The 18,385-nt window shown below is 73.4% G+C and carries 14 protein-coding genes and 3 pseudogenes; 8 read left to right on the top strand and 9 right to left on the bottom strand.

Annotation, left to right across the window (positions count from 1 at the left end; translation table 11 throughout):
* Positions 1–231 precede the first annotated feature (231 nt).
* The 6 genes and pseudogenes from ACIPK4_RS15225 to ACIPK4_RS15200 form a co-directional block, all read right to left on the bottom strand.
* Positions 232–975 carry a class I SAM-dependent methyltransferase gene (locus ACIPK4_RS15225; RefSeq protein WP_402312972.1) on the bottom strand — a complete coding sequence of 248 codons (744 nt, stop codon included), beginning with the start codon at positions 973–975 and terminating at the stop codon, positions 232–234.
* Positions 930–1,709 (bottom strand): hypothetical protein, encoded by a 780-nt coding sequence (locus ACIPK4_RS15220; protein WP_402312856.1) that lies wholly within the window; start codon positions 1,707–1,709, stop codon positions 930–932. Before ACIPK4_RS15220 ends, ACIPK4_RS15225 begins: the two co-directional genes overlap by 46 nt.
* A 119-nt stretch (positions 1,710–1,828) precedes the next feature.
* The gene (locus ACIPK4_RS15215; protein ID WP_402312854.1) at positions 1,829–2,335 is read right to left on the bottom strand and encodes a hypothetical protein; all 507 of its coding nucleotides are present in this window, start codon (positions 2,333–2,335) and stop codon (positions 1,829–1,831) included.
* A gap of 273 nt (positions 2,336–2,608) precedes the next feature.
* Positions 2,609–2,986 (bottom strand): annotated as a pseudogene (locus ACIPK4_RS15210) (hypothetical protein); the annotation flags it as partial.
* 128 nt (positions 2,987–3,114) lie between these two features.
* A pseudogene (locus tag ACIPK4_RS15205) lies at positions 3,115–3,408 on the bottom strand (serine/threonine protein kinase); the annotation flags it as partial.
* Between the two features lie 41 nt (positions 3,409–3,449).
* Positions 3,450–3,608: pseudogene (locus ACIPK4_RS15200) on the bottom strand (serine/threonine protein kinase); the annotation flags it as partial.
* Between the two features lie 311 nt (positions 3,609–3,919).
* On the opposite strand from ACIPK4_RS15200, the gene ACIPK4_RS15195 reads away from it, so the two are divergent.
* The 3 genes from ACIPK4_RS15195 (at position 3,920) to ACIPK4_RS15185 (ending at position 8,230) form a co-directional block, all read left to right on the top strand.
* Entirely contained in the window at positions 3,920–4,420 is a 501-nt protein-coding gene (locus ACIPK4_RS15195) for a VOC family protein (RefSeq protein ID WP_054227421.1), read from the top strand.
* Positions 4,421–4,545: 125 nt separating this feature from the next.
* Positions 4,546–6,663 carry a DUF4139 domain-containing protein gene (locus ACIPK4_RS15190; protein WP_402312851.1) on the top strand — a complete coding sequence of 706 codons (2,118 nt, stop codon included), beginning with the start codon at positions 4,546–4,548 and terminating at the stop codon, positions 6,661–6,663.
* A 7-nt stretch (positions 6,664–6,670) separates the two neighbouring features.
* Complete coding sequence (locus ACIPK4_RS15185) at positions 6,671–8,230, top strand: mucoidy inhibitor MuiA family protein (protein ID WP_402312849.1); 1,560 nt, start codon at positions 6,671–6,673, stop codon at positions 8,228–8,230.
* 21 nt (positions 8,231–8,251) lie between these two features.
* Here the strand turns inward: ACIPK4_RS15185 and ACIPK4_RS15180 are convergent, their stop codons facing one another.
* Positions 8,252–10,675: a SpoIIE family protein phosphatase gene (locus ACIPK4_RS15180; RefSeq protein WP_402312847.1), complete on the bottom strand. Its 2,424-nt coding sequence runs from the start codon at positions 10,673–10,675 to the stop codon at positions 8,252–8,254.
* 64 nt (positions 10,676–10,739) lie between these two features.
* On the bottom strand, positions 10,740–14,213 hold the full coding sequence (locus tag ACIPK4_RS15175) for a HAMP domain-containing protein (protein ID WP_402312845.1): 3,474 nt from the start codon (positions 14,211–14,213) through the stop codon (positions 10,740–10,742).
* Positions 14,214–14,389: 176 nt separating this feature from the next.
* Between ACIPK4_RS15175 and ACIPK4_RS15170 the strand changes: the two genes are divergently transcribed.
* Positions 14,390–14,854, top strand: coding sequence for an ATP-binding protein (locus tag ACIPK4_RS15170; RefSeq protein WP_402312843.1), 465 nt, complete (start codon positions 14,390–14,392; stop codon positions 14,852–14,854).
* On the opposite strand, the gene ACIPK4_RS15165 is transcribed toward ACIPK4_RS15170, so the two are convergent.
* Positions 14,849–15,196, bottom strand: a complete 348-nt coding sequence (locus ACIPK4_RS15165) for an STAS domain-containing protein (RefSeq protein WP_402312841.1) — start codon at positions 15,194–15,196, stop codon at positions 14,849–14,851. The two genes, ACIPK4_RS15170 and ACIPK4_RS15165, sit on opposite strands and share 6 nt — an antisense overlap.
* A gap of 218 nt (positions 15,197–15,414) precedes the next feature.
* Between ACIPK4_RS15165 and ACIPK4_RS15160 the strand changes: the two genes are divergently transcribed.
* The 4 genes from ACIPK4_RS15160 (at position 15,415) to ACIPK4_RS15145 (ending at position 18,333) form a co-directional block, all read left to right on the top strand.
* Positions 15,415–16,350, top strand: a complete 936-nt coding sequence (locus ACIPK4_RS15160) for a SigB/SigF/SigG family RNA polymerase sigma factor (protein WP_402312839.1) — start codon at positions 15,415–15,417, stop codon at positions 16,348–16,350.
* A gap of 8 nt (positions 16,351–16,358) precedes the next feature.
* Positions 16,359–16,796, top strand: coding sequence for an STAS domain-containing protein (locus tag ACIPK4_RS15155; protein ID WP_054226219.1), 438 nt, complete (start codon positions 16,359–16,361; stop codon positions 16,794–16,796).
* Positions 16,793–17,743: an anti-sigma factor RsbA family regulatory protein gene (locus ACIPK4_RS15150; protein WP_402312837.1), complete on the top strand. Its 951-nt coding sequence runs from the start codon at positions 16,793–16,795 to the stop codon at positions 17,741–17,743. Before ACIPK4_RS15155 ends, ACIPK4_RS15150 begins: the two co-directional genes overlap by 4 nt.
* Before the next feature lie 125 nt (positions 17,744–17,868).
* Complete coding sequence (locus ACIPK4_RS15145; protein ID WP_402312836.1) at positions 17,869–18,333, top strand: ATP-binding protein; 465 nt, start codon at positions 17,869–17,871, stop codon at positions 18,331–18,333.
* The last annotated feature ends 52 nt before the right edge of the window (positions 18,334–18,385 follow it).

Genomic DNA, 18,385 nt, shown 5'->3' with positions numbered 1-18,385 from the left:
TGGGTGCGGACTCTACCCAGGTGACCTGTGAGGTGTGTGGGTTTGAGCGGTACCGAGCCCAAAGGAGGTGTTCGCGGTCGGAGTTGCCGGGCGGCGCGGAGCAACGCGTGCAGGGTGTGTTTCCGCGCCCCGACGGCGTGTTCGCGTACGAGGCCGGGGCGCGGAACTCCCCTTCCCCGAACGTGCCTTGAGGTGTTGCCCGGGCGCCGGAGGGATGCCGTTGCGGTACGGCTACGGACGGGTGGCGGTGACCAGGTAGTAATCCAGGATCTGTTGTTCCCAGGCGGCCAGGAAGTTGCGGGGCCAGGTGCCGGGCTCCCAGAGGCGGGCGAGCCAGCGGTCCCAGCCGGGCCAGACCTGCGGGCCGATCGAAGTGGTCCGCACGTCGGTGAAACCGGCGTCGGCCAGGGCTTCGCCGAGCCGGGACACGGGCCGGGCGATGTCCAGGCCGCTGGCGAACGAGTCGAGCAGCCCCGCGAGCCGCTCCGCCGGGGCGGACGCGCCCTCGACGCTGAAGAAGCTGGTGACCGCGACCCGTCCGCCGGGGCGCAGGACGCGCGCCGCCTCGCGGGCGAACGCGGGCAGGTCGGGGAAGTGCTGGGCCGCCTCGACGCTGTAGAGGCAGTCGAATGCGGCGTCGCCGAGCGGCAGGCTCTCCGCCGCCCCGAGCACGAAGCGCAGCCGGTCCGGCTCTGCTTCGAGGAGGCGGCCGTTGGCTTCGCGGGCCCGCTGGAGCTGCTGGGGGTGGATGTCCACGCCGGTGATCTGCGCGGGTCCGTACTCCTCCAGGGCGAGGGCGCACCCGAGGCCCAGACCGCAGCCGACCTCCACGGCGCGGCCGCCGCCGGGGCCGACCGCGTCGAGGACGTGCCGGTAGAGGTCCTGCTCGCTGCGGATCCGGTCGCCCTGGGACAGGGGCCGTTCGAGGTCTACGGCGCGCCAGTAGCCGAAGTTGATGAACCCTCCGGCGAACACCGGCACGGCACTGAGATCGGCCGGCCCGTACGTCTCCCACACCTCGGGCCGTACGGCCGGAGCGGGCTGCTCTGCAGGGTTCGCCGACGACACCCCACCACCTCCTCGTGACGGGGCGCCGCGCCCCGTGGCCACCAGTGTGGCGGGCGGACCCCCGTCGCGACAGGGGACCCGCCCGGCCACGGCCGGCGCGCCGGCCCGGTCAGGGGTACCCCGAGCTGGGTGCGGGTGCGGCTGTCCCACACCTTGATCTGGTGGCCGGGCCGGGATGCGTGCACGGTGGCGAACAGCCGTCCGTCCGGGGAGACGGCCGTCGCCGTCTCGGGTGCGGACAGGCTCGTCCGGACCGGGCCGGTGCTCAGGTCCTGGCCCATGGGCCGGAGCGTACGGGCGTCCCAGAGCCGGATGTAGGGGCGGAAGCCGCGCGGGTGTGTGTAGGGGGTCGTGCCGTCGTCGCTGACCGGGTCCACTTCAAGGCTCGGGCCGCCCTTGGTGATGACCTCGCCCGAGGGGAAGGCGACCCGGCCGAACATGGGGGCGGCGATGACGGATGCGCCGTCCGGCTGGAAGGTGACGGGGCCGCCGTTGGCGGGATAGCCGAGGGCGGCGCTCACCTTCCGGATCTGCCGCATGGCGGTCAGATCCCGGAACGTGAACGTGTTGACCTCGTCCTTCGTCACGACCTGGACGGCCAGCGACCTGCCGTCCGGCGAGAACGCGAAGGCGATCGACACCCCGCTGCGCACCTGCTGGTTGGTCCACGACCGGCAGGCTGCGCAGGACCGGCCTCTGCTCGTCGGCCGTGTCCCAGATCCCGATCGTGGTGCTCTGGAGTACGGCGGCCAGGCGCCCGTCACGGCTGAGCTCGGTCTTCTCCATGGGGCTTGAGTAACCCTCGACAGGCGGGCTCAGTGTGGCCCGCTTGGCCCCGGACTGCGGGGAGCGGATGTCGAGGGAGGAGGCGCGGGGCAGCGTGAGGGTCCGCGGTCCGGGTCTCCCACACCGTCAGCGTGGACTTCATGTCCGCATCGAGCGTTTCACCCAGCAGATAGCTTCCCGAGGGGCTGAGCTTCATCGGGGACCAGTACCCGCCGGACATCTTGGGGGTGGGGAAGGTGTGTGCGTCGCGCGGGCGGACGACGGCGACGTCGAGCACGCGGGTGTATGCGTCGTCGGTGCTCACGGCGGCCGTCGTGCCGTCGTCGGAGAGGTCGACCCGGTGGATCCTGGCCGGAGCCGTGTAGGAGCCGGTCTTCGTGCCGGTCTCGACGTTCCAGAACTCCACGTTCGTGTCCGCGGCGGCCATGAGCGTCCGCCCGGTGGCATCGAGATCGGAGTAGGCCGGGACGAAGCCGGGCAAGCCTGCGGCCGAGCCGGGGATCGGTGCTGCGGACGGACTGGGCCGTGCCGACGACCTGGGTGGAGGCCGCCCGGTCCCGCTGGGCGATAACGGTCCGGCCGCTGGTCGAACGCCACGGCGGCCGCGCCGACGGCGAGGACCAGCAGGACGGCCAGGACGGCGCTGAGCAGGACGCGCAGGCGCCCCCGGCGCCGGGTCAGCGCGGATCCGGCGTCCAGGAAGTCCCGCTCAGTGTGGTTGAGGATGAGGTGGCGGCGCCCCTTGGCGGCCCAGTCAGTCGCGGGTGCGTTCCAGAGCGGTGCCCTGGAGCAGGTCGTTGGGCTTCCGGCCGTTCCCCTCCCAGAGCCGGGCCGCTTCCGACAGGCGCTGGTGGACGCCCAGGCCCGGGCGTTCGGCCTCCGCCCAGTCGCGCCGCCGGGGCCAGGCCCGGATCAGTGCGGCGCTGGACAGGGTGACCGGATCGCCATCCCAGACCAGGACCCGCGCTTGCGTGAACGCGGTCAGGTCCCCGTCCAGCACCTCCTGCGGCGTCCGGCCGTCGGCGAACTCGGACCGGTGCGCCGAGCGCAGCGTGTCCTCGGCTCGTTCCCCCGGGGCGACCAGGCGCAGCAGCACCTGGGAGACCGGCTCCTGCGCGGCGGTGCCCAGGCGGGAGAAGGCGGCCGGCCTCCGCGCCGTCGGAGCGCGAGGGCTCCTCGGGCCCCGACGGACTCTGGGGAACGACCCCTTTCACGACGTCGGCGGGGTCCGAGCGGCCGACGAGAGAGCAGCAGTTCCTCCGAGGACGGCCGGTCCGCCGGGTCCTTGGACAGCGCTGCGCGGACGAGGGAGCGCAGCGGTTCCCGCAGCACCGAGGTGTCGGGCTCGTGGGTGGCGACCTGGTAGGTCAGCGCCCCGGCGGTGTCCCCGTCGAAGGCGTGCCGGCCCGTCGCGGCGAAGAACACGACGGCGCCCCAGCCCCACATGTCGACCTTGGCGTTTGCGTTCTCGCCGCGGTAGCGCTCCGGCGGCATGTAGCGCAGGGTGCCCATGGGCAGCCCGGCGGTGGCGGTGCCCTCCATGATCCGGGCGATGCCGAATCGATCACGCGGGGGCCGTCCGGGCCGAGGAGGACGTTCTCGGGCTTGAGGCCCCGGTGCACCACGCCGGCCCGGTGGATGGCGACCAGCGCTGTCGCGACGCCGATCGCCAGGCGGCGCAGCTCCTCCGGGCCGCAGGGTCCGTCGGCGGTGACCGCCCGTCGCAGGTCGGACGCGGCCACGTACTCGCTCACGACGAACGGGACGGACCCGTCGAGGTCGGCGTGGAGCACCGTGGTGGTGCAGAACGGCGCCACCCGGCTCCGGGCCTCGACCTCCTTGCGGAGCCCGTCCCGGTCGCTTGACGGGCACCCGACGGCCGTCGGCTCCGTAGCCCTCGTACACCACGCCGTGGCCCCCCGCGCCGTGGCGACCGTCGAGGTACAACGCCGCCTTCCGGCGCCGGCGGAGAACAGGGTTCCGGGGTCGATAGTTCGAATTTGAACGTTATGCTGGTACTGACCAGATCGAGCCACGCCCTTCGAGCCACCGGGAGCGCTGTCCCATGTCCGTACGCCGCCTCAATCACGCCGTGCTCTGGATCCGCGACGTCGAGCGCTCTGTCGCGTTCTACACCGACGTGTTCGGATTCCAGGTCGACCACATGGTCGCCGGCCGGGCCGCCTTCCTGAGCGCTCCCGGCAGCCTCAACGACCACGACCTCGGGCTCTTCTCGGTCGGCGGCGACGCGCCCGGTCCCGAGCAGGGCCGGGTCGGGCTCTACCACCTGGCCTGGGAGGTCGGCACCCTCGGCGAGCTCGCCGAGCTGGGGCGCAAGCTCACCGACCGGGGTGCGCTGGTCGGTGCGAGCGACCACCTGGTCTCCAAGTCCTTCTACGCCAAGGACCCGGACGGCAACGAGTTCGAGGTGATGTGGCGCGTCCCCCGCGAGGACTGGCCCGCCGAGGACTCCGGCCTGCGCCCGGGTGCGCTCGACCTGCCGGCCGCGATCGCACGGTGGGGCGCGGACCTCGCGACGGGTTCGGCGGCGGGCTCCGCCAGCTGACGAACGGCCTGCGGGACACCGCCTGCGGGGAAGGGCCTGCCAGGATGACGAGGGCGCCCGTGCGCACCCGGCGCTCGGGCGTAGGCTTCGCTCAGCACGGACGCGACGGGGGCGGGGCGGGGCACATGACCGACAAGACGGCACGGACCTGGGGGTCGACCCTCGATTCGGTCGTGGTGTACGCGCAGGGGGCGGTCTGCCGCCGCCTGGTGCGCGGCATCATGCCGCCGGACGCCCGGCTGCGGGTGACGGGTCTCCCCCGCTCGATGGACCACGGTTCCCTGCGGGCCCGTGTCCTGAACACCCCCGGAGTGCGCGTCACCGAGGCCCGCGTGGAGGTCGGGGCCGAGCCCTTGGGCGCCGGAGCACCCGAGGCGCTCCGCCGCGAAGTCGCGCGGCTGCGCGAGCGGCACGCGGCGGCGCAGGGCCGCCGGGAACGGCAACAGGGGCTGATCGAGGAGGTCCGGGGGCTGCGCCCGGTGCCGCCGGACCGCCGGCGCGGGGACCCGCACCGCCGTACTCCGGTCGACGCATGGCTGGAGCTCGCCGACTTCGTCGACGCCCGGCTGACCGCGCTGCACGCCCGTCTCACCGAACTGCAGGAGGCGGAGCGCCTCGCCGAGCATGAACTCTCCGTCGCCGCGGACAGGCTCGCCCGCGCGTCCACCGACGCGCCGTCCCGGCACGTGGAGACCACGGTCTGCGCGGTACTGACCCTCGGCGGCGCCGCCGACGGGGAGGAGCCCGATCCGGACCTGCAGCTGGAGCTGGAGCTGGAGTACACGGTGCCCGGCGCCGTCTGGGTGCCCGCCTACCGCCTCGCCCACCGGCAGGGCGACGGCACCGGCCGCCTCGTGCTGCGCGCCTCGGTCGCCCAGCGCACCGGGGAGGACTGGACCGGCGTGCGCATCGCCCTGGCCACCGCCGACCTCATGCGCCGCACCGATCTGCCGAAGCTCCACTCCATCCGGATCGGACGCCGTCAGCCCGCCCCCGCGCCGTCCGGCTGGCGCGAGCCTCCGGCGGGGCTCGGCGACCTGTTCGCGGGGTACGAGGCGGCGGGCCCTCGCCCGGCCCCGGCCGGCGCGCCCACCGGTGGCGCTCGCAGGGCCGTCGGGGTCGGTTCCGCGCCCGGTCCCGTTCCGCCGCCGCCCCCCGTACCCGTACCCGTGTCGGCGCCGCCGCCGGCACCCCAGGGGTACGGCGCGCCGGCTGCGATGCCCGCCGCACCCGGCAGCGCGGCCGGCGCCGCTCCCCCGGGCTTCGGCGCCGCCCCGCCACCCGCCCGGTCACGGGCCGGCGGCCGCCCCGGCGGCGGAGGCTTCGCCGGGCCCGCCCCCGCCCCGGTGGCTCCCGCGGCTCCCGGCGGGCCCCCGCCACCGGCGCCTGCGGCACCACCGGCCGGTCCGCCCCGGCCGAGCGGTGCCGAACTCGACTACGCCGCCCTCACGCTGTCCGGCCCCGACGAGCAGGGCGGCCGCCGAGGCCGGCTGTTCCCCGAGGCCCCCTTCGACCCGGTAGCGGCCGAACACCGCCGCCGTGCCGAGTCGGTGGCCGCTCTGGCGCTGCCCGGACACGCCGTGCGCCCCCGCACGTCGGCCGGCTCGTTCGACCACCGCTTCGATGCCGCCGCCCGTGCCGACGTCCCCTCGGACGGCACCTGGCACACCGTCACCGTCGGCGAGATCCCGGTCGGTCTGCGCACCGAGTACCTGTGCGTGCCGTCCGTGGAGCAGACCGTGTACGCGACGCTGGTGCTCTCCAACGCCACCGACCAGGCTCTGCTGGCCGGGCCGGTGGAGGTCACCGTCGACGGTGAGTTCCTGCTGACCGCCGCCCTGCCCACCCTCGCCCCTGGCGGCGTCCGCCGGGTGGGACTCGGGCCGGCCGAGGGCATCGGCGTCACCCGCCGTACGAACCTGCACGAGTCGACCGCCGGCCTGCGGGGCAACACCACCGTGCTCGACCACCGCGTCCACGTGGAGCTGGCCAACCGGCTCGGCACCCCCGTCACGGTCGAGGTCCGCGAGCGGGTGCCCGTCACCTCCGAAGCGGACGTCCGGATCGAGGAACGCGCCGACTGGAGGGTGCCCGAGGAGGGCGCGGGACCCGACCACCACGCACCGGGCACCCGCATCTGGCGGGTGGACCTGCCCGCCGGCGCCACCACCGCCCTCGACGGCGGCTACGAGATCCGCATACCGGCAGGCAAGGGCCTGGTCGGCGGCAACCGCAGGAGCTGACACAGCCATGTTCACGGCCCCCACGCCGATCGCCCTCCCCGTCACCGCCGTCACCTGTCTGGAGGACCGGGCCCACGTCGAGCGCACCGTCGTGCTCGATCTGGAGGCCGGAGTCCAGCGGCTGCGTCTGGGGCCGGTCAGTGCGCTGGCCGTCGACCGCAGCCTCCACGCCGAGCTGACCGCCGACCACCCGGCGACCGTGCTCGACGTACGGATGGTCCGCACCTGGACTCCCGCCCGGCCGCTGCCATCGGCCGACGACTCCGCGCTGCGCCGCCGCCTGCACGAAATCGAAGCCGAGCAGCACGCCGTGGAACAGCGGCGCGACCGGCTGCACGCCCGCCTCGACGTGCTCGGCCGCCTCGCCGCGGATCTGCTGCGGGAGATCGGTGAAGGCGCCGGCGCCGGGGAGAGTGACGGGCCCCGCTGGGCGCGTGAACTGGACCGGGTGGACGGTGAGCGCGAGGAGTTCGGCGAACAGCTGCGCGCCACCCAGGCCCGGCTGGACGAGCTCGACGCCGAACTCAGGGCGGTCGAGGGGGCCATGACCCGCTCAGAGACGGCGCCCGCCGAGCTGGTCGGCCACGTCGAGCTGACCGTGGAGGCCGAAGCCGCCGGGCCGGTCCGCCTGCGGCTGAGCCACCTCACCCCGTGTGCTCTGTGGCGGCCCGCCTACCGGGCCGTGCTCGACGGCGGCTCCCTGACGCTGGAGACCGACGCGATGGTCTGGCAGCGCACCGGCGAGGACTGGTCCGGTGTACGGCTGACGCTGTCGACGGCCCGGTCGGCGCTGGCCGGCGAGCCGCCGCGGCTGGGCGAGGACCGGCTGACGCTGGGTGAGCGCACCGCAGCGGAACGCCGTACGGTCGACGTCGAATTGCGCGAGGAGGCGATCGGGGACCTCGGCCCGGCCCCGGTGCTCGGCCTGCCGGGCGTGGACGACGGGGGCGAGGCGCGGGTGCTGAACTCTCCCGCACCGGTCTCCGTGCCCGGGGACGGCCGCGCCCACCGGGTGCCGCTGTCGGCGTTCACCACGCCCGCGAGCAGCGAGTACGCCTGCTCGCCCGAGCTGTCCCCGCTGGTCACCCGGGTGGTGCGGTTCGACAACGCGTCCGGCCACGTCCTGCTCGCCGGTCCCGTGGACCTGGTCCGCACCGGTGGGTTCAGCGGCCGCGGCGCGCTGGAGTTCACCGCCCCCGGCGCCCCGGTCGCACTGGCCTTCGGCAGCTGCGACGACCACAGCGTGGTCCGGGAGACCGAGGAGTCCCGGACCACCACCGGGATCACCCAGCGGACCGTGGTCACCCGCACGGTGCGCCTGCACCTGTCCCGGTTCTCCGCGCCGGCGGAGCACGGCGGACGGGTCGTCACCGTACGGGAGCGGATCCCGGTCTCGGAGGTCTCGGCGGTGGAGGTGCGCCTGCTGCAGGAGGCCTGCTCCCCCGCCCCCGACGAGGTCGACGCCGAGGGCATCGCACGCTGGGACGTCACCCTCCCGCCGGGTGGCCGCCGTACGGTCACCCTGGTCTACGAGCTGTCGGCGAGCGCCAAGGTCGCCGGGCTCTGACGCGTCGTACCGCGGGCGGTGTCAGCCGACCCGGATGCCGATGACGCAGGTGTCGTCGTCCGTGTCGGAGCGGCTCTCGGCGAGCAGGCGGTCCAGCTGCCGGTCGAGGTCTCCGGCCGCGGCGGCCGCCGCGCTCACGAGGTGGCCCAGTGAGTCCTCCACCGAGGAGTCCCGGCGCTCCACCAGCCCGTCCGTGAACATGAGCAGGGTGTCCTCCGGTTCCAGCTGGACCTCCCGTTCGACGTACGTGATGTCCGGCAGGGCTCCGAGGAGCAGTCCCTCGATGAGCGGGAAGACCTCGGGCTCGCCGCCGCGGACCAGCACGGGCGGCAGGTGGCCGGCGCGCGCCCACCGCATCACCCGGGTACGCGGGTCGAAGAGCCCGCAGACGGCGGTGGCCGTCACGTTCTTCGCCAGGTTGTGGGTGACCGTGTTGAGCCAGGACAGCAGCTGGGCGGGGCCCGCTCCGGTGACGGCGAGCCCCCGCAGGGCGTTGCGCAGGACGACCATGCCGGTGGCGGCCTCGATGCCGTGTCCGGCGACGTCACCCACGGACAGCATGATCAGCCCGGAGGGCAGGACCACCGTGTCGTACCAGTCCCCGCCGACGAGCGACTCGGATTCCGCGGGCCGGTAGCGGACGGCGACGCGCAGGCCGGGGGCTTCGACGGCCGCCGGGGTGGGGGGCATGATGGCGTGCTGGAGCTGGAGCGTCAGGCGGTTGCGTTCGGCGGACTCGGCCGCAGTGTGGGCGAGTTGGTCCCGGGTGGCGGCCAGGGCGACTTCGGTCCAGTGCTGGGCGGAGATGTCCTGGTAGGCGCCGCGCACGGCGTGCAGGCGCCGGTCGGCGCCCAGGACGGGCTCGGCGACGACACGGATGTGGCGGGTGATCCCGTCGGACCGCTGCAGGCGCAGGTCGACGGATGCGGGCCGGCGGTGGTGCAGCACGGCGCGCAGGAAGCGGCCCAGGGCGGCCGAGTCGTCGGGGTGGGCGTATCCGGGCAGGTCCCGCAGCGGTACGGGGCGGGCGGCGGGCGGGAGTCCGTGCAGCGCGTACAGCTGCGCGTTCCAGGTGATCTCGCCGGTGACGAGGTTCTCCTCGAAGCCGCCGATCCGGCCCAGGCGCTGGGCGTGCTGGAGCAGGTCGGCCAGGCGCGCCGTCTCGTCCTCGATCCGCCAGATCAGCAGGACGGCCGTGCCGTGCCGGCTCACGCTGATGTCCGCGACGGACGTCAGCGGGATCTCGTCGACGAGCGCGGTCAGGCTCATGCGTTCGGCCCTGAAGGGTTCACCGGTCGCGTGGACGCGCTCGATGATGTCGAACAGCCCGTTCGCGCCGGCCGCCATGGGATAGGCCTCCAGCAGCAGGGCGCCGTTCACGTCGGCGCGCTGCCGCCCGGCGGGGTCGACGAAGCGGCTGCTGGCGTGGCGGATGCGGAAGTCGGTCAGCCGGCCCTCGGGATCGAGCACCGGGGTGAGGATGACGGCCGGATCGTGCAGTCCCTCGGCGAGGTCGGTCAGTTCCGAGACGTCCGGGAGCGGCACGTCGGGGAGGACGGGATCCGCGGGGGCCGAGGCGTCCATGGTGCGGGCGCAGAGTTCGGCGAGGGCCTCGACCTGGCGCTCGATCTGCGGGGGTTGCGGTGCCAGCGGCTGCGGCCAGCAGATCTCCAGGACCCCGTGGATGCGGCCGCCCGTCCCGGCGGGTACGGCCATCCGTCCGCCGTCGGGCCAGTGCAGGTGGGCGATCGAGGGCAGCCCCTCCCGGCCCAGACGGGCGAGCGTGACCAGCCGGCGCTCGCGCAGCGCGAGGCGGGCGACGGTGGAGACGCCCGGGGGTACGTGGCGCCAGCGCGCGGCCTCCCCGGGCGGGAACCCGGCGTACCCGGCGAGGGCCAGGGAGCCGTCGGGCGCCGCGGTCCACACGGCGACGGCGATCGCGCCCAGGGGTTTGAGGGCGTTGGTCAGGAGGGATTCGGCGACCGCCTGGGTGTCGTCGGCGGCGGCCAGCATCCCGCTCTCGGCGGTCCGCAGCCGTACCGCCACCCTCGTGGACGGCTTGGCCGGGCCGAGCGTGCCGGTGCGCTCGACGAACTCGGCGGCGACCTCGCTGACGTGGTCGCGGGCGGCCTGGTTGACGATGTCCGCGGCCAGGTCGAGCGGGGACAGGCCGGTCTCGCGCGACAGTTCGTCCAGCTGTCGCGCCGCTGCGGCGGGGGTGCAGCTGAGTTGTCCGATCAGAATGCCCTTGGCCAGTTCGACGAGGGCCCTGCCGTCCGCGGCGGCGTGCGCCGCCTGCACCTCGCGGCGCAGCCGTTCGACGGTGGCGACGAGCCGGCCCAGGGGCGTCGGGGCCTGCTGCGGGATCGCCGGGGGCAGAGGGTCCTCGGTGACCGCTTCCGGTGCCCGCGCATCGCCGAGCCGCTGTGTGTCGGGGGTGCTCACGGTGCGAGTGGCTCCTTGCCGGGATGGGAGTGCGGGGGCGGCGTGCAGTTGGGCGGGGAGGTGCTCATCTCGTGAGCCAGTGGCGGACGCGGGCGATGAGGTCGTCGGCGTCGACCGGCTTGGTCACGTAGTCGCTCGCGCCCGCGGCGAGGCTCTTCTCCCGGTCTCCGGGCATCGCCTTGGCGGTGACCGCGATGATGGGCAGGCCGGCGTGGGCGGGCATCCGCCGGATCTCGGTGGTCGCCGCGTAGCCGTCCAGCTCCGGCATCATCACGTCCATCAGGATCAGGTCGACGTCCTGGTTGCGGTTGAGGGTCTCGATGCCCTTGCGCCCGTCCTCCGCGTGGAGCACGCGGATGCCGTGCAGTTCCAGCACGCCGCTGAGGGCGTACAGGTTGCGCGCGTCGTCGTCGACGACGAGGACGGTGCGTCCGGCCAGGCCGTCGTCGGGCACGTGGGCGGGGGTCTGCCCGCGCTCCGCGCCCGCTTGGACGAAGGGCAGTACGTCCCCCGGCTGGTCCGCGGACAGGTGCAGCACGATGCGTTCGCGGAGCTCGTCCAGACTGGACAGCAGCTCCAGGCGGCGTGACGCGGCCCGTTCCCGCAGGGCGCTCTCCTGGCCGGTGTTCAGGCGGGGATTGTTGTGCGCGAGGATGGGGAGGGAGGAGAGCGCCGGGTCGCCGTCGAGCGCGTCGAGGAAGCGCACGGCCTCGCCGTCGGGCATGTCGAGTTCGAGGACGACGCAGTGGAAGGAGTCCGTCGCGAGGGCGGCGGCGGCTTCCCGGGAGCTCGTGACGCCGACGACCTGTATGCCTCCCGCGTCCCCGGCCGGCCGGTGGTGGGGCGCGAAGTCCCGGTCGGCGCTCTCGGCGACGAGGGAGAGCAGGCCGCCCTGACGCTCCTCGATCACCAGCAGGCGGCGGGCCTGGCGCTGCGCGGGCACGGCCGGGGTCCCCGGGTAGCCCGCCTCGGCGGGCCCGGCCGCGGCTCCGTGCGAAACGGACGCCGGAGCGTCGGGGACCGGGTCCTTCTCGTACTCCGCCCACTTGACGGGCAGGTAGAGGGTGAACGTGCTGCCCTGTCCCGGTGTGCTCTCCGCGGTGACGGCGCCGCCGAGGAGCTGTGCGATCTCACGGCTGATGGAGAGTCCGAGGCCGGTGCCGCCGTACTTGCGGCTGGTGGTGCCGTCGGCCTGCTGGAAGGCGCCGAAGACGGACGCCAGCTGCTGTTCGGGGATGCCGATGCCGGTGTCGCGGACCCGGAAGGCCACCACGGGCCCGCGCCCGTGCAGCCCGGCGGGGACCTCGGGCGCCGTCGCCGGTTCGATCCGCAGCTCGACGCCGCCGCGCTCGGTGAACTTGACGGCGTTGGAGAGCAGGTTGCGCAGGACCTGCCGCAGCCGCGAGTCGTCGGTGTGCAGGGCGTGCGGGGCGTCGGGGGCGGTGGTGACGGTGAAGTCGAGGCTCTTCTGCGTGGTCATCGGGCGGAAGGTGGCGTCGACGTACTCCAGCAGCTGCGGCAGGGCCACCGCCTCGGGGTTGATGTCCATCTTCCCGGCCTCGACCTTCGACAGGTCGAGGATGTCGTTGATCAGCTGGAGCAGGTCGGATCCCGCCGAGTGGATGACCCCCGCGTACTCGACCTGCTTCGGGGTGAGGTTGCGGGTGGGGTTCTGGGCGAGGAGCTGGGCCAGGATCAGGAGGCTGTTGAGCGGGGTGCGCAGCTCGTGGCTCATGTTGGCGAGGAACTCGGACTTGTACTTGGAGGCCAGCGACAACTGCTGGGCGCGGTCCTCCAGTTCCTGCCGCGCCTGCTCGATCTGCAGGTTCTTGGCCTCGATGTCGCGGTTCTGGCTGGCGAGGAGGGCCGCCTTCTCCTCCAGTTCCGCGTTGGAGCGCTGGAGTTCCTCCTGCTGCACCTGGAGTTCGGCCGATCGCGCCTGCAGTTCGCCGGTCAGCCGCTGGGACTCCCCGAGGAGCTCGTCGGTCCGCGCGTTGGCGACGATCGTGTTGACGTTGACGCCGATGGTCTCCATCAGCTGGCCGAGGAAGTCCCGGTGCACGGCGGTGAAGGCGCCGAACGAGGCGAGTTCGAGCACCCCGAGGACCTGGTCGTCCACCACGATCGGCAGGATGATCAGGCTGCCCGGGGTGGTGCGGCCCAGCCCCGAGGAGATCACGTAGTCGCCGGGAACCTGGTCCGTGGCGATGATGCGCTGGCTGCGGGCCGCCTGTCCGACCAGGGACTCGCCGAGGGCGAAGGCGGTGCCCTCGCCGGTGCCGGCGGGGCGGCCGTAGGAGCCGACCAGGGTGAGCACGGTGCCTCCGGGCCGCTCCTCGGCGAGGTAGAAGGCACCGTACTGGGCGGCGACCAGCGGGGTCAGTTCGTCCATGACGAGGGCGGCGACGACGGAGAGGTCGCGGTGGCCCTGCATCAGACCGGAGATCCGGGCGAGGCTGGACTTGAGCCAGTCCTGTTCCTGGTTGGCCCGGGTGGTCTCGCGCAGCGAACCGACCATCGAGTTGATGTTGTCCTTGAGTTCGGCGACCTCGCCGGAGGCGTCGACGGTGATCGAGCGGGTCAGGTCGCCCTCGGCGACCGCGCTGGCGACCTCGGCGATGGCCCGGACCTGGCGGGTGAGGTTCCCGGCCAGTTCGTTGACGTTCTGGGTCAGCCGCTTCCAGGTGCCGGAGACGCCCTCCACCTCGGCCTGGCCGCCGAGCCGGCCCTCGCTGCCCACCTCGCGGGCCACCCGCGTGACCTCGGCGGCGAAAGCGGAGAGCTGGTCGACCATCGTGTTGATGGTCTCCTTCAGCTCCAGGATCTCGCCCCGCGCATCGACGCGGATCTTCTGGGTCAGGTCGCCCTTGGCCACCGCGGTGGTGACCTGGGCGATGGAACGGACCTGTGCGGTCAGGTTGTCGGCCATGACGTTGACCGACTCCGTGAGGTCCTTCCACGTACCGGAGACGCCCTTGACGTCCGCCTGGCCGCCGAGCCGGCCCTCGGTGCCGACCTCGCGGGCCACCCGCGTGACCTCCCCGGAGAAGGCGGAGAGCTGGTCGACCATCGTGTTGATGGTCTCCGTCAGCTCCAGGATCTCCCCGCGCGCAGTGACGGTGATCTTCTGCGAGAGGTCGCCCTCGGCCACCGCGGTCGCGACCTGGGCGATGGAGCGCACCTGGTCGGTGAGGTTTCCGGCCATGAAGTTGACCGAATCCGTGAGGTCCAGCCAGGCGCCGCCGACGCCGGGTACTACCTCGGCCTGGCCGCCCAGGGTGCCCTCCGTGCCGACCTCGCGGGCCACCCGCGTCACTTCGGAGGTGACCAGGGACAGCTGGTCGGCCATCCCGTTGAAGACGGTGGCGATCTCACCGAGCAGTCCGTCCGAGGTGTCGGGCAGCCGGGTACGGAAATCGCCGTCGCGCACCGCCGTCAGGCCGGCCAGCAGCCTGCGCAGCTCCGGTTCACCGACCCCGTCGCCTGCCGCGGGCTCCGGCGAACCGCTCGGCGAATCCGGGCTCGTCCGCTCAGCCATCCGTCAACCCCTCGCCATGCGACCGATCGACGAAGGTTAACGCCGACCCGATGGACCCTATGGCACGACCAGTCACTCTGAAGCAGCGCTTCCGGACACGGACGCGCAAGCGCCGGGTTTACAAGCGGCAGCCGGGTAAGACGAACCGGTGACGAAGAACACAACCGACGAAAGCGGTGAGGACGTTGTCGATCAAGGCTGTGGGCTGGGCCCGCTCGTTCCCGGTGTCGAGGGGGGTGCGGGCTGCACGACAGTGGACCGCCGGGCACCTGGAGTCGCTGCCGTGGGACGACTCGGCCGCGGACACCGTGCATTCGGTGCTCCTCAGCGTCTCCGAGCTCGTCACCAACGCCCACCTGCACGCGGCCGGCACCGCCCACCTCGTGCTGACGTGGGACGGCCGCTGTCTGCACGTCAGCGTCGCCGACTCGGACCCGAACCTGCCCGGCCCGCCGCGGGCGGACGTGGGCGGCGGCGCCACCCACGGCCGGGGGCTGGGGATCGTCACCGCCCTGGCCGACTCGTGGGACATCCATGCGTGTCACGGCGGCAAGGCGATCACGGCCTGCTTCCGCCCGTACGGCGGTGCGGACCCGCACACCGGCCCGCCGGCCGGCCGGGCCGGGCCGCGCCGGTCATGACCCGGCGACGGCCTCCTCGACGCTGGGGTACACGGACAGCACCGTATCGGCGCCCGTCAGGGCGAAGAGGCGGCGGAGCTGCTCGCCGGGGGCGGCGATGCGCAGGGCGGTCTGATGGTGCAGCCGCAGCAGGAGGTTCAGGAACGACGAGTCCCCGAAGGTGACGGATCCCACGTCCAGCACCACCAGCGGGTGCCGGTCCGCGGCGGCGGCGAGGGCCTCCTCGAGGGGGGCCAGCGTGTCCTGGTCGAGCTCCCCGTGCGCGGCCACCACCCATCCGGGCCCGGCCGGGTGGCCGTCCCCGACCACACCTTCACGGTGCGTGTCCCCTGCTCCGGTCATGTCCGCCTCCCCGGTCGTCACCTGTATGGCCTCCGGAAGGGAGTATGCCTGCCTCTCGCCGGTACGAAAGCGCCGGGACCGCGGCACGCCGCTGCGGCAGGCCGTTGCGGCCGCCCGGCGGACGCCTGCAAAAAAGTTTTCGCCCCGATCGTGTAAGAAGGAAAAGCCGGGGCATGAGCGCCCGGGCAGCCGTCAGTCAATCGGGAGGGAACGGCCACATGTCACGCTCGGCCACCGCCGCAGGCCCCATTCGTGTCACAGACGAGCAGGTCACGCCCTCGGTACCCGCCGACAGGACCGTGGGAACCCCGTCGCAGGACGTGGCACTGCCCGAGGTCAGGAACCCCCGGGAGGTGGCACCCGGCGACGCTCGCGAGCTGTCGAGGCTCTTCTTCAGCAGGCTGCGTTCCCTGGAGGAAGGCACCCGCGAGTACCAGTACGCCCGCAACACCCTGATCGAGATGAACCTCTCGCTCGTGCAGTTCGCCGCGCGGCGCTTCCGCGCCCGGGTGATGGGCGGCGGCCTGGACATCGACGACATCATCCAGGTGGGCATCATCGGCCTCATCAAGGCCATCGACCGCTACGACCCCGCCCGCGAGGTCGAGTTCTCCACGCTCGCCCTCCCGTACATCACGGGTGAGATCAAGCGCTACTTCCGCGACACCACGTGGGCCGTCCACGTACCGCGCCGCCTCCAGGAACTGCGTACGGAGCTCGCCAAGGCCCAGGAGGCCCTCACCGACGTCCTGGGGCGGGCCCCGACGGTCAAAGAGGTCGCCCAGCACCTCGAACTGACCGAGGAGGAGGTCATCGACGGGCTGGTCGCCGCGAACGGCTACACCAGCGGCTCCCTGGACACCGCCGGCACCGAAGGGGACGAGCCCGCGACGTCGACGAGCCGGACGACGCGGCCGCTGGCGGACCGGCTCGGTGACGTGGACCCCGCCATGGAGCTCTTCGAGGAGTTCCACACACTGGCACCGCTGCTGCAGCAGCTGGACGAACGCGACCGGCTGATCCTGCAGATGCGCTTCGGCCAGGAGAAGACCCAGGCCGAGATCGGCGCCGAGCTGGGCATCTCGCAGATGCAGGTCTCGCGCCTGCTGTCGCGGACGCTGTCCCGGCTGCGCGCCGGAATGCTCTCGGTGTAGGCAGCGGCATGACACCGGCTCACCGCAGCGACGGTCCCGTACCGCCCCCGGGCGCACAGGCGCTCTACGACGACGTCGTGTGGGCGGACGCCGTCGTACGGTGCGCGGACGCCGGGGGCACCGGGACGGGTGCGCCGCAGCCGCTGACCGCCCAGCCGCTGCGGGACCGTCCCGGTGCCCTGCTGCACGGCAGCTGCGACCTCGACACGCGGCCGATCCTGTCCGCGGCGCTCGGCGTCGTCACCCGGATCCCCGGCCCGGTCGTCCATCTCGACCTCTCCGGTGTGGCCTTCCTCGACGCCTCCGCCGTCGCCGCCCTGGTGCAGGCCAACGCCACCGTGGCGGGGCAGGGCCGTCGCCTGCTGCTCCACCACCCGCCATACTCGCTCCGCAAGGTAGTGGAGATGTTCCCGGACGAATGTGCCGCGCTGGAGGTCGCAGCATGATGAACGGATCTGCGTCCACCACCCCTGGGGACTTCGTCCACCCCGCCCTGTTCTACCAGGGTGAGGCGGAGTACCTGGCGGAGGTGGGCGGGTTCGTACGCGCCGCACTCGCGGCCGACGAACCGGTGCTCGTGGCCGTGCCCGGCCCCCGCATGGACGCCCTGCGTGAGAGCCTCGACGTGGGCGCGGCCGAGGTCTCCTGGGCGGACATGACGCAGCTTGGCCGCAATCCCGGGCGGATCCTGGCCGCCCTGCAGGACTTCGCCGACCGGCAGGCGGACCGGCCGGCCCGGATCGTGGGCGAGCCGATATGGCCCGGGCGCACGCAGCCCGAGGTGCTGGAGGCCACGCGTCACGAGGCCCTGATCAACACCGCCTTCGCGGGGCGGCGGGCCACGGTGCTGTGCCCGTACGACGTCCTGGGCCTGCCGTCCGCGGTGGTGTCCGACGCCCGGCGGACCCATCCCACCGTGATGGCGGACGGCAAGAGCACGCTCAGCCCGGAGTACGCCGACCCGGCATCGGTCGGCGCCGACTGCGACCGCCCGCTGCCCGAACCCGACGGCGACGTGCCCTCGTTCGCCTACACCGTGGGGCAGCTGGGCGAGGTGCGCGCGTACACCGAGGCGTGGACCGGCGGCACGGCGCTGGGCGCGGCCCGGCGCGGCGATCTGCTCCTGGCGGTCAGCGAGGCCGCCGCCAACTCCCTCGCCCACGGCGGCGGGAGCGGCTCGCTGCGGCTGTGGAGCAGCGCCGGCGCGGGGGTCGTCGCCGAGATCCGCGACGGGGGCCGGCTGGCCGACCCGCTGGCGGGGCGCCGCCGCCCCTCCCTGGCGTCGGTCGACGGAGGCCGCGGCCTGTGGATGATCCATCAGCTGTGCGACCTGGTCGAGATCCGCTCCTCGGGCAGCGGCCTCATTTTGAGGATGCACATGGCATGCTCTTGAGACCGGCGGGTCCTCTAAACTGTCACGGGCATGCTCGAATGTCCCAGACTACGGGGGGCGAATGGGACCACAGGGGTCCCGGCGAGCAGAGAGACCAGCGTCAACGGCGGGGGTGAGGTACCACAGTGGAAACCATTGGACCGGGAACCGGCGATCCGCTGCGTTCCGGACCTTCCGCCGTGGTGCAGCGCCGCCGCCTCGCCCTGTCCGGCGTCCGCGGCCACGTGGCCAAGGGCCGCGACTTCACGCGCCAGGCCTTGCTGGACTGGGGCTGGGACGGGACCGAAACCTCCGAGGACGCCCTGCTCCTGGTGTCCGAGCTGCTGACCAACGCGGCACTGCACGCGGGCGGTTGCATCGAGCTCGTGGTCTCGGCCGGCGAGGTCCTGCGGGTCGAGGTCTTCGACGGCTCGACGGTGCTGCCGCGCCGCCACCCGGCCCCGCAGCGTGGCCTCCCGGGCGGGCACGGGCTCTACATCGTGGAGCGCCTGTCCGATCGCTGGGGTACCCACACCCACGAGCGCGGCAAGGCCGTCTGGGCCGAGATCGAGTCGTCGCGGCTGACCTCGGGCAGGCCCACCGGTCGCTGACCCGACCGCCCCCCGGCGCCGTTTTCCCCGCCGGGGGGCGTCATTCCGGGAG

This window comes from Streptomyces sp. NPDC086989 (assembly GCF_044745505.1).
GTDB lineage: Bacteria > Actinomycetota > Actinomycetes > Streptomycetales > Streptomycetaceae > Streptomyces.
Note: the sequence above shows the minus strand (reverse complement) of the source record. Positions and strands in the feature narration are given on the sequence as shown.

Bases quoted from the DNA above. Each gene is read 5' to 3' on its own strand.
- ACIPK4_RS15195 (WP_054227421.1), top strand. From the start codon at position 3,920: ATGTCCGTACGCCGCCTCAATCACGCCGTGCTCTGGATCCGCGACGTC.
- ACIPK4_RS15190 (WP_402312851.1), top strand. From the start codon at position 4,546: ATGACCGACAAGACGGCACGGACCTGGGGGTCGACCCTCGATTCGGTC.
- ACIPK4_RS15185 (WP_402312849.1), top strand. From the start codon at position 6,671: ATGTTCACGGCCCCCACGCCGATCGCCCTCCCCGTCACCGCCGTCACC.
- ACIPK4_RS15175 (WP_402312845.1), bottom strand. From the start codon at position 14,213: ATGGCTGAGCGGACGAGCCCGGATTCGCCGAGCGGTTCGCCGGAGCCC.
- ACIPK4_RS15165 (WP_402312841.1), bottom strand. From the start codon at position 15,196: ATGACCGGAGCAGGGGACACGCACCGTGAAGGTGTGGTCGGGGACGGC.
- ACIPK4_RS15160 (WP_402312839.1), top strand. From the start codon at position 15,415: ATGTCACGCTCGGCCACCGCCGCAGGCCCCATTCGTGTCACAGACGAG.
- ACIPK4_RS15155 (WP_054226219.1), top strand. From the start codon at position 16,359: ATGACACCGGCTCACCGCAGCGACGGTCCCGTACCGCCCCCGGGCGCA.
- ACIPK4_RS15150 (WP_402312837.1), top strand. From the start codon at position 16,793: ATGATGAACGGATCTGCGTCCACCACCCCTGGGGACTTCGTCCACCCC.